Here is a 9,270-nt window from a genome sequence, read left to right as displayed (position 1 = left end):
ATTTCTCGTCTACCTTAAGATTTCCTTTGATGTAAATAACCTCTTGAGTAGAAACATCGCCTTTAATATGTACATCATTGGGGTAGAAAAGATTACCTATTAAATTATTAAGCTCTAAAGGTGGATAAATGGGAGGCAAGCGATATACTAACCACCTTGCAAAACTCTTATAATCTAACTCTTCACATCGCTTTAGTACTTCTAAAGCTTCCCCGCTATTAGGGAAATACTGTTCAAAAGCTTGAAGTTCAGCTTTACAAGCTTTCATTTCTTTAAGCCATTCACGGGTAATTACGAATTCTTCATATTTCATTTATAAACCTTTTAAGAAGAAAATCTAATATTTATATAGCTCTGTCTAAAGTTAGATAACAAAATAACCGCTTACGGCGGTTAGTCGGCACGTACTACTGGAAGAGCAGGCCAGTCATGTGCTGCACGCTGTTACTTCCGCCACCTGCGTGCTGGGCGGGGTAGTACCACTAGGAAAATTTAGATAAATAAAAAGTCGCTATAGCGACTGAAATTGATTTCATTTTCATTTTCAGATTTTTGGTTAACCAGTAATTGTGATATCTACGGGTTCCCAAATTGTATTATCACTACAAGAAATCCAATCATTGCTAATGTCTCCAAATATCGTTTCAGAGTCAGGAGAAGTTTTAATAACTATCCCTGTATTTTTGGATAGAAACAAAACAATAAATCCATGTTCACGGTGTTTGCGAGCAACCAGATATTCAGATCCTTTTTCATGCGTTTTAGTAACTTCCAACATAACTAACTCCTTTCTAATTATTTGTTACTTCTATAATATAGATATTAAATTTACAAATTTCCTACTTATCTTCTTCACTTGGCTCTATTTCTTCAATATCAAAAGAATACGGGTCTAGACTTGCGCTGAACTCTACAACTTTTAAATTAATTCCACTGCTTCCATCAACAGCCGGGAAGCCTACTGTTGATGCAATATAATCTTCTATAGAAGACCCACGACCATATCCGCACATCTCCGATGTGAGGTATGAATAAGCTAAATTGGAAATAATTTTCAGGCAGTCCTGTAAGCACTCAATAAAATTATCTTCAGTGAGCTCTAGATCATGAAAAATAGTCATTTGTTCAATGACTTCATATAAAGTTTTATTTTCAAAATCAACTTCAAAAACTACATAACAACCCTGGAAAAAGTAATCCTCAGAACACCAGTATTGTTTTTTACCTGAATATTTGTTACTCATAAAATCTCCAACAAAAATTCCTTAAATAATTAAATCCGCTAAATAACGGGCTTTTTATATTTACTATCTGATAATTAAATAATAGGTTCTACCACTCCTGTACACAGATATCTTTGGGTTCAATAACAATGTCAAATTCATAACTAGCAACTTTAATCCCCTCAGTTCCGTCTAGATATGGAAAGCCCTCTAGACTTCCAACATAATCTCTTATAGTTTTAGAATAATCCTTAGGTCGAAACATCTCTGTTGCTAGAAAAGAATAGATAGCGTGGGCTATAAGCTGTAAACAGGCATCGAAACGCCCTTCAAAATCAGATTCAGGAATTTTTATCTGGTGATAATCCGCCATCTGGTCAATAGCACTTTTTAAACTATTATTATCAAAATCAACTTCAAGAAGTACAGAAGTTCCGTCGAAACATTCTCCCTCTGAACATATAAAATGTCTTCTACCTGAATATTTGTTACTCATAAAACCTCCAAAATCAGTATGTAAAATTAAAGCCACTGTATAGTGGCTTTATTTCAATTTAATAATTAATAAGTTAACCCTTACAACGTACAAAAACTTCAATAGTTTTCGTTTCTTTTTTAACTCTATGGGATTCTTGGAATTCATTTTCACCAGAATAATAATGACACCAAGTTACTTCATAATATAGATCAGGATCAATTTCTAAAACTACGACAGTAGTTTCGCTATATTCATCTGACTCAATAATTTGACTATGAACTTCTTTAAACTCAACAATAAGGAATAAAAGCTCTTCTTCCGTTAAATCTTCTTTATTAGCTAATTTACTCAGAATTTCTTGTTTAATCACTTCAACTCCTTTCTTATTTCAGGTTGTAAAACTCAATTAAAAAGCCAGCGGTTTGGCTGGCTTTAATAGCTGGCTTTAATAGAGAATCCGCCCGTACTTGTCTACCCAATACTTCACGGTTTTCTCTCTAAGATACACCTCTTGAGGTTGATATAAAAAAGTGGAGTTAAGTTTATCTGGACAGACAGCAGATCCTGGGTAATATGTCCAGTCAATTAAAAAATACCTACCTTGAAGAATAATTACAGTTGAAGTTTCTTCGGAATTTTCTTCCTTTTTAATACGCTCTCTATAAAAAAACTCCTTCACAAGCTCTCTAAGTTCGTCATCTGTTAAATTCTCTTTATTATCAATTTTCTCTAAAATTAATTTTGAAAAATCTGAATCAATTTCCATGTTAATCTCCTTAAAATTAAAGCCAGCGATTAGCTGGCTTGGGTTAGTTTGCTTGCATTCTGCTTTGATTTTTCGGAAATTACTCTAGACATAGTATTTATTGATTTATCTGCATCTTCCTGTGTTCTATAGAGCAAACCAAACTCAAATTTGAATTTAGATTCTGGATCGGAAGGGTCATATATCAATGTTTCACTGATTGGCACATATTCTGGAAAAGCATTAGTTACCATCCAAATTACTGTTCCCGCATCGGGTTCGTCTGTAATATATGAAAACTCTCCTGGGTGCTCTTTCATATACTCAAAAAGAAACTTTTTAGCTTCCTGAACATCTTCTTTAGTCAAAAAGCAAAGAGAAAGTCGTGTAAGTTCTTTTTCTACCCAATCATGTACAGATTTAATTGCTAAAGCTTTATCTAAGACTGAAAAATCCAAAGAAAAATAGATTGAATCTCGTTTAGGTAATCCGTTTATGCAGATAAATTCTTTACTCATGGGCTTCCTCTTTAGTAATTTTTGGAATCGTAGGATTTATATGGTTTAGCATAGCTATATTGGCGCGTATTGCATGTTTCTTTTTAGAAAAAAGTAATCCAAGGTTTAAATAGCGAACATGAGCAGAAAAATTAGGGTGCCACTCCAACTCATCAAAACCAAGTGCAAACCCCAAATGTGGATAATAGACTATGGTTCCAGGTTCTGGAGCTTCTGTTAAAAATTTATATTTAAGTCTTTTCTGCTCTTTAGCCAAAGCTTTTGTTATTATCTTTGAGGCTTCTTTAACCATATCTGAATTATTATAAAGTAAACCTAGTTTTAATAATAATTGATGTTCTCCATCTTTGGAATCAAAGGGTATTTTCTTACAATCCAATTTACTACCATCCATATCAATACCATACCAAACCTCAGTTCCAGGTTCAGGCTCAGATGTAATATAATTTAGCTGTTCTTTGTGGGATTTTATGAAATCCTTTACAAATTTAGCAGCCCGTTTAACATCTTTTCTAGTTGGATAAACTCTATGAGCTCTTAACCACTTATGTTCAGTAACCGCGTCGTCCCATGAGAGTTCCCTATAAAAGGTCTGACCTCCGTCAGGAGTTAATAGATAGTATAGTTGACCAATCTTTGGAGCCTTTTTTAAAAATTTAAATTTCTTAGTCATAATTAATTCTCCTAAAAATTAAAGCTCACCGGATAGTGAGCTTTGGAATGTTGTTTCAGGTACGTCAAAGGTTAATTCGACGTATCAGCTTTTGATGCACGTTGGGTTTCTTCCTTCTGTTTCAGTTCCTTTTCCTTTTTCTCAGCTATAGCTCTTTTTAGAAACTTTAAAGCTTTATATGCTTCTTCATGAGATTCAAAAACAAATATACTTCTAGCCATACTTAAACTCCTTCGTTAAACATTTGGCCATCAATCCTAATTATCCTACTTAAAACGAGATTTAAACAACAAATCTGGTACTTCCAACAATAGCTGTAACATCTCCTGCGCAGCTTCTTCTGTTGCAAACAAAAGATTTCGTTCCGCAAGTCTCATATGTCGAGATGGGCAAAAATTGTCTATCTCTATAGAATTAGTATAAATGTTAGGAACATAAACAAATTCGCCTGATTTGAAATCCTGTGATATTCCTGTTAAGTTTTTATTTCTTACTTCTTTGTACAAGACTTCTTCTAATATTAATCTGGCAGCGTTTGCATCCTCTATCGATTTATAAATCAAACCACAATCTAGAAGATATTCAGGATTAGGTAAGTTTTCTAATTGATAATCCCGAACAAAACGAGATACAAAATACAGATATCCATAATTCAAACAGTAAACTTCGTCTTTGTCATTGGCCTGGCTTATATAAGAAAATTTTTCAGAATTATTCCGAATATAATTCAAAATAAAGTCTGCTGCTGCTTTTGCTGATTGCCAATCTTTAAAAATTATTATATCTGAGGAATAAAACGGGTCTTCGGTAGCTGTCCACTTTAAATGTGAATAGCCTCCAACGTCATCTAAACTAATAAGAAAGCAATCCTCACCTAATTGGGGTTTACGATAATATAGATTATATTCTTGGGTCACTAGTCCTCCTTTAATTGTGAGTTATTATTTAATACTGGTAAAGCTAACCAAGTTTGAAGTACTTCTTCAGCAGCCTCTAAATCTGTAAATAGTAAATTCCGATCCAAGAGGTTATTATGATCTGGGTTGTCTGAATCAAAATATATAGTTTTTACAGTGCCTGAGTATGAGTCTGGGACAAAAAATGAAGTATCTTCTAATGGATGATATGAACTAAATACAAAACCAGGATTAGACCTTAGGACTTCAGAATACAAGGCTTCCTCTAATTCTTTTTTAGCTTCTAATGCTTCTTTTTCAGTTCTATAAATCAAGCCACTTTCTAAGAGATATTCTATAGTGTTATAAGCTGGAGAGGGTTGTCGTTGAACAGACATTCCACTCAAATGACCCATTTTCAAAATATATGTGGGACATCTATGGTCAATTTTTAAACAAGGAAATCTGTTAGGGTTATCTTTTATATAATCTAAAAGAAAGTTTGTTGCGGCTTGCGCTGATTTCCAGTCTTTAAAAATAACAGTTTTAGAGTTGCAATGGTCTTTGTCATTGTGGTCCCATTTTGTACGTCTATAACCTCCAGACGTTACAAAACAAGGCAAATAAATAAATTCATCTTGTGCAGGTTTATGGTTAAATATATTGTACTTTTTAGTCATAATAATCTTCCATTAAAAAGCCACCCAGAAGGTGGCTTTAAGTGTTTGAAATAGTTATAACGGGTATTTTAAGTCTTCTCCAATAAGCCATAATGCCCATTTTTCAATTAGGTTTAATTTTCTATATCCATCTCTATAACCTTTATCAGGCGTAAAACCTAACACTGCAAGAGCAGCCAACTGAGCAGGGTAGGAGAGACTACCTACTTCTTCCAAGTCATGAGTCTGAAGGTTTACAAAACTCTTCTTAAGAACATCTGATTCTGTATTATCAAAATTTTCATATAAGGTCAGATAACTCAATGCTTGTCTTTTGGCTGTTTGAGCTTTTACTCCTGATTGAGTAGTAATTTGAAAAAATACCAGAATAACAATAACGAATCCTGGAATTACATTTGGTACTAAATCTGTTAAAGATATAATAGCCATAACCATTATAAGAAAAGACATTAATTTATCGAATCTTGAATAGAGTTTAGCCATAAACTTTTCATACAAATATGAGTAAACCAGATCAAATTTAGAGACTGAAAAATTCTGACTTTTTTCCGGTTGTATAAGAGGTACCTCTGCGTTATAGACACTCTCTTGTTCTTTATCCATAATTACTTCCAGCCTCCCGATAACTCTACTATGTCATTGATTAATGAGCTAAGAAATACTGACTGGTTATAAAGAACGTTATCCCAAGGTGTGTCTTTTTCTGGGTTGTCCCTAAACTTAATAGATTTCAGGTTGAAGTCCTCAGTTAAAGTAAATTCAACAAGGTCTTTCCAAACCATATTCAACTGAGTTACTTTTACACCGGCATTTAAATGTTGTACAACTTGTCCTGAACTAATATCACCATTTGATATTCTTATTACTTGACCTTTTTTGGAATCTTCACAAATCACACAACTGGAACCAACTTCGAATTTTTCGTCTTCGGATTGGCCGTTTCGAACTACTTCACGCATAAACTCATGAAGTGGAACAACAGTAGCAGGGGTTGAGGCCCAGAATTCACCTAAATCTGATACAGCGTTGCGTAATGAATTAACAAACGTATCAGCACGTGATGAGTTGGTTGTGTTGATCAGTAATAGTTTATTTTGAGTATCTATAACACCTTCGGTAATGAACGTTTCAGAAAAGGCTTTTGGTAAATACTCTGTAATAATTTGGTCTTTAAGTAGGATTTTCTCTTCTTTACTCAAAGAAGCGTAGGTATCAGTCTTAGAACTCAAGCCAGTTATAGGAAAACGAGAAAGGAAATTCTCCACCATCAAATCTTTAATCATGGCCTCGGTCAGAATCTTTTGTTCAGTTTGAAGTCGCATGTAGGAGATTTTATCTATAGTAATCTGATACCGGTCTCCTAATATTTCTGGATTAATCGAAATGAATCCGGAGCGTGATCTCTGATTAGGTTCAGGAGGTCTAAAATGAGCCTTAAGCAGTTGGTCTTCGATTTCAGGATATATGTTTCGTAATCGATATAGTTTCATCTGTGAAAAATGCGGGTGTTTTACTTTTGATTTTGACATAAGTTCTCCAAGCAGTGTTTTTGGTTGATGGGAAGAGGGGGTGGAAATACTCAAATTACATAAATAAGAAAAAAGAGGGGGTGGAAATATATGTTATTTGAATAAAAACCAGACTTTCCACCCCCTCTTTTTGAAATTAGAAGTTTGTAAAAGCAAAAGAGGGGGTGGAAATATATGCTAATTTAATAAAAATTAGGATTTCCACCCCCTCTTTTAGGGCAATTCAATGCTATTTGAATATCACACCCCTCTTTTTTGCCTAATTTTTAGGCAGTCGTAGGCAGTTACAGTGATTTAAATTAAGAGAATTTCCACAAAATATAAATATAAATCAATTATATAATTGTTATTTTGGCTGTTGGCAGTGGGCTTTTGTGTAGGCAGTGATTTTCAAAAAGGGGGTACCCTTATTATTATTTTTATATGTTCAAAATTAGAATAAAAAAAATTTCTCTATATAAATTTTAAATAGGTATTTTATATACTAACTATATGTTACTAAATTTAGTTTAGTATTTCTGTTAAAAATATATATAAAATCAATAAATTAAAATTATAGAATAAATGCATATTTTTAGAGTCGAGACTCTATAGAAGAACTGTAATCCCGAATGCACCTGCCTGCACCAAATTTCCACCCCCTCTTTAGATATATTGATACCTTATTGCATAGAATTTCCACCCCCTCTAGCAAACAGGTAGTGTGCCAACCACTGCACCCATGTCAATTAGCGAACCCTCCCTGTAGATTAAACGCTGTACAGCGAAAAACGGAACGTCTAACTTAGCGATATTAGGCTTTCTGGAAAATACATTGGATTTCAGAATTTTTCCGTCGCGTGACAGATATCGTACTTCGTAGGTCATGAAAAGAACTCCTTTGGTTTGGTAACACCTGTAATCAGCATGAAGAAATTGGTGGCCAGTTCTGCTAAACCTCGTGATTCAAAGTCAGATATAGGAAAGTAGGCTGTCTGTTCTGATTTTCGGATTTTGACTGAAGTGCAAGACAAAGTTACGTATAGGTGATTCTCAATCGAGATAGAGACATAATCGTAATTTTTATCGGATATTTTTATCCTCTTATCTTTAGCAGCCGCTTTGATAGCTTTGACAATCAGAGTCAGTATCTGGTCCATACTCATCATTTAAGGAACCTCGCCGAAATATATAAAGAAAAAGGCAGCCAAATGGCTGCCATTAGAAATGTGAACATTATGTTCTCCGGATTGTAGATTTTCCTAAACTCTAGGGTTTCTCCTGATATCCCACTATAGAGATTCCATCAGTATGGCTAATAGATATTTTTACGTAATTCCATGTGCCATTGAATTCAGGATCCGTGAGGTTTCTCACACCCAGACAGATTTCAGGTGTTAAAACTAAAAACTTATATTCGTATAAAATTTTGACGTCATCGTAAGCTATGTAACTGTTTAAAATAATACCTGCTAAACCATTAATTTCTACAACTTCCTGTCCAAACGTTAGTGACTTGTTACTTAAAACAACATCAATTGGTTGCCAGGATTCCTCATCCGTACATTCACAAAAATCTGAATATTCAGAATCTAATTCATACCCACTCCTATCTTTTATGAGTTTTAAGACTACAGCTTTTGTCTTAGTAAAAAATAAAACAATATCTCCAGAAATTTTTTGGAGATAGAATCTAGGAAACTTCAAATTATCTTCGTCTATTAATTTCCTATCTACAGGCTTCCAACGTCTATCTATCATATTTACTCCTTATTATCTTTAGAAAACCTGCCCCCTGTTGTGCGAAATTCGGAGCAAAATTTTCAAATTTCGTTTTCAAACCGCCCAACGCCAATTATAAAACGCCCATCGCCCAACGCCGATTATAAAACATCCGCTGTTATTCGGACAAAAAGCCACCTACAACGCACGATCGGCATCGTACGCAGACAGACCTACGTCTTTTAACTTGCGTCGCTCTACGGGCGTTTATGGACGATTAATGGAAATTGAGAACGTGAGAGTTAGGACGAATTTGAATGACTGCCGGACGAGCCTCGCGCCCTGACTGAAAGTTAATTGGAGCTTGAAACACCTGTCTAATCTTATGCGGTGCTTTGTGAAACTCACCGAAGCCAGTTGGAGTAGGGCGTTTGTGCTTTCCCCGCATGAATTTGTCCAGACATTCTTCGAACTCTGCCCGTGTTTCCGGAGTCTGATAGGCTGTCTTTGACCTTTTGATTCCGAATTCATAAAGTACATCAGCCGGAGCTTGAGCTATAAGTTTTTTAAACTTATTCCGCTCATAGACTTCATTCTCTGCCCACTGTGCAGCGGCCCATATACATTGGGCGAATTCCTCATCGGCAGTAAAAAAACCTCGCAGAAAACCATAATACTGCTTTGCGTTGCCTGGAGGTTTTATTCCGTAGAGTTTAAACGGACAATGGTCCTTGAATCTAATCCAGTAAGGGATTTTTGAAAGAACTTCTCTTATTTGACTTTTATCTAACTTTGTAAGGTTAAAAGGTTGCATTTTTCATCCTTTT

Annotated in this window: 17 protein-coding genes; all 17 read right to left on the bottom strand. The window is 34.7% G+C overall.

What is annotated here, in order from left to right; genetic code table 11:
- The coding region (locus H3V11_RS08235) for a hypothetical protein (protein ID WP_198224261.1) at positions 1–313 on the bottom strand (313 nt) is incomplete at its 3' end.
- A gap of 243 nt (positions 314–556) precedes the next feature.
- Positions 557–778: a hypothetical protein gene (locus tag H3V11_RS08230; RefSeq protein ID WP_198224259.1), complete on the bottom strand. Its 222-nt coding sequence runs from the start codon at positions 776–778 to the stop codon at positions 557–559.
- Positions 779–839: 61 nt separating this feature from the next.
- Positions 840–1,244: a hypothetical protein gene (locus H3V11_RS08225; RefSeq protein ID WP_198224257.1), complete on the bottom strand. Its 405-nt coding sequence runs from the start codon at positions 1,242–1,244 to the stop codon at positions 840–842.
- A gap of 88 nt (positions 1,245–1,332) precedes the next feature.
- Positions 1,333–1,719 carry a hypothetical protein gene (locus H3V11_RS08220; RefSeq protein WP_198224255.1) on the bottom strand — a complete coding sequence of 129 codons (387 nt, stop codon included), beginning with the start codon at positions 1,717–1,719 and terminating at the stop codon, positions 1,333–1,335.
- A gap of 73 nt (positions 1,720–1,792) precedes the next feature.
- Positions 1,793–2,071, bottom strand: a complete 279-nt coding sequence (locus H3V11_RS08215; protein WP_198224253.1) for a hypothetical protein — start codon at positions 2,069–2,071, stop codon at positions 1,793–1,795.
- Positions 2,072–2,146: 75 nt separating this feature from the next.
- Entirely contained in the window at positions 2,147–2,467 is a 321-nt protein-coding gene (locus tag H3V11_RS08210; RefSeq protein WP_198224251.1) for a hypothetical protein, read from the bottom strand.
- Between the two features lie 29 nt (positions 2,468–2,496).
- Positions 2,497–2,964, bottom strand: coding sequence for a hypothetical protein (locus tag H3V11_RS08205; RefSeq protein ID WP_198224249.1), 468 nt, complete (start codon positions 2,962–2,964; stop codon positions 2,497–2,499).
- Positions 2,957–3,637 (bottom strand): hypothetical protein, encoded by a 681-nt coding sequence (locus H3V11_RS08200; protein WP_198224247.1) that lies wholly within the window; start codon positions 3,635–3,637, stop codon positions 2,957–2,959. Before H3V11_RS08200 ends, H3V11_RS08205 begins: the two co-directional genes overlap by 8 nt.
- Positions 3,638–3,708: 71 nt before the next feature.
- Entirely contained in the window at positions 3,709–3,858 is a 150-nt protein-coding gene (locus H3V11_RS08195) for a hypothetical protein (protein WP_198224245.1), read from the bottom strand.
- A 45-nt stretch (positions 3,859–3,903) separates the two neighbouring features.
- The gene (locus H3V11_RS08190) at positions 3,904–4,554 is read right to left on the bottom strand and encodes a hypothetical protein (protein ID WP_198224243.1); all 651 of its coding nucleotides are present in this window, start codon (positions 4,552–4,554) and stop codon (positions 3,904–3,906) included.
- On the bottom strand, positions 4,554–5,213 hold the full coding sequence (locus tag H3V11_RS08185) for a hypothetical protein (protein ID WP_198224240.1): 660 nt from the start codon (positions 5,211–5,213) through the stop codon (positions 4,554–4,556). Before H3V11_RS08185 ends, H3V11_RS08190 begins: the two co-directional genes overlap by 1 nt.
- A 54-nt stretch (positions 5,214–5,267) precedes the next feature.
- Entirely contained in the window at positions 5,268–5,816 is a 549-nt protein-coding gene (locus H3V11_RS08180) for a hypothetical protein (protein ID WP_198224238.1), read from the bottom strand.
- A gap of 2 nt (positions 5,817–5,818) precedes the next feature.
- Positions 5,819–6,742 (bottom strand): recombination-associated protein RdgC, encoded by a 924-nt coding sequence (gene rdgC / locus H3V11_RS08175; RefSeq protein ID WP_198224236.1) that lies wholly within the window; start codon positions 6,740–6,742, stop codon positions 5,819–5,821.
- A 687-nt stretch (positions 6,743–7,429) separates the two neighbouring features.
- On the bottom strand, positions 7,430–7,609 hold the full coding sequence (locus tag H3V11_RS08170; RefSeq protein WP_198224234.1) for a hypothetical protein: 180 nt from the start codon (positions 7,607–7,609) through the stop codon (positions 7,430–7,432).
- Positions 7,606–7,890 (bottom strand): hypothetical protein, encoded by a 285-nt coding sequence (locus tag H3V11_RS08165; protein WP_198224232.1) that lies wholly within the window; start codon positions 7,888–7,890, stop codon positions 7,606–7,608. The genes H3V11_RS08170 and H3V11_RS08165 overlap by 4 nt, the downstream gene beginning before the upstream one ends.
- A gap of 100 nt (positions 7,891–7,990) precedes the next feature.
- Positions 7,991–8,482, bottom strand: a complete 492-nt coding sequence (locus H3V11_RS08160; RefSeq protein ID WP_198224231.1) for a hypothetical protein — start codon at positions 8,480–8,482, stop codon at positions 7,991–7,993.
- A 238-nt stretch (positions 8,483–8,720) separates the two neighbouring features.
- A complete protein-coding gene (locus H3V11_RS08155; RefSeq protein WP_198224222.1) occupies positions 8,721–9,257 on the bottom strand; it encodes a hypothetical protein in 537 nt (178 codons plus the stop codon).
- Between the last annotated feature and the right edge of the window lie 13 nt (positions 9,258–9,270).

The sequence above is a fragment of the Snodgrassella sp. W8158 genome (assembly GCF_016100435.1).
Classification (GTDB): Bacteria; Pseudomonadota; Gammaproteobacteria; order Burkholderiales; family Neisseriaceae; genus Snodgrassella; species Snodgrassella alvi.
Note: the sequence above shows the minus strand (reverse complement) of the source record. Positions and strands in the feature narration are given on the sequence as shown.

Excerpts from the sequence above, each read along its gene's own strand:
- H3V11_RS08230 (WP_198224259.1), bottom strand. The coding sequence starts at position 778 with ATGTTGGAAGTTACTAAAACGCATGAAAAAGGATCTGAATATCTGGTT.
- H3V11_RS08225 (WP_198224257.1), bottom strand. The coding sequence starts at position 1,244 with ATGAGTAACAAATATTCAGGTAAAAAACAATACTGGTGTTCTGAGGAT.
- H3V11_RS08220 (WP_198224255.1), bottom strand. The coding sequence starts at position 1,719 with ATGAGTAACAAATATTCAGGTAGAAGACATTTTATATGTTCAGAGGGA.
- H3V11_RS08210 (WP_198224251.1), bottom strand. The coding sequence starts at position 2,467 with ATGGAAATTGATTCAGATTTTTCAAAATTAATTTTAGAGAAAATTGAT.
- H3V11_RS08205 (WP_198224249.1), bottom strand. The coding sequence starts at position 2,964 with ATGAGTAAAGAATTTATCTGCATAAACGGATTACCTAAACGAGATTCA.
- H3V11_RS08200 (WP_198224247.1), bottom strand. The coding sequence starts at position 3,637 with ATGACTAAGAAATTTAAATTTTTAAAAAAGGCTCCAAAGATTGGTCAA.
- H3V11_RS08195 (WP_198224245.1), bottom strand. The coding sequence starts at position 3,858 with ATGGCTAGAAGTATATTTGTTTTTGAATCTCATGAAGAAGCATATAAA.
- H3V11_RS08185 (WP_198224240.1), bottom strand. The coding sequence starts at position 5,213 with ATGACTAAAAAGTACAATATATTTAACCATAAACCTGCACAAGATGAA.
- H3V11_RS08180 (WP_198224238.1), bottom strand. The coding sequence starts at position 5,816 with ATGGATAAAGAACAAGAGAGTGTCTATAACGCAGAGGTACCTCTTATA.
- rdgC (WP_198224236.1), bottom strand. The coding sequence starts at position 6,742 with ATGTCAAAATCAAAAGTAAAACACCCGCATTTTTCACAGATGAAACTA.
- H3V11_RS08170 (WP_198224234.1), bottom strand. The coding sequence starts at position 7,609 with ATGACCTACGAAGTACGATATCTGTCACGCGACGGAAAAATTCTGAAA.
- H3V11_RS08165 (WP_198224232.1), bottom strand. The coding sequence starts at position 7,890 with ATGATGAGTATGGACCAGATACTGACTCTGATTGTCAAAGCTATCAAA.
- H3V11_RS08160 (WP_198224231.1), bottom strand. The coding sequence starts at position 8,482 with ATGATAGATAGACGTTGGAAGCCTGTAGATAGGAAATTAATAGACGAA.
- H3V11_RS08155 (WP_198224222.1), bottom strand. The coding sequence starts at position 9,257 with ATGCAACCTTTTAACCTTACAAAGTTAGATAAAAGTCAAATAAGAGAA.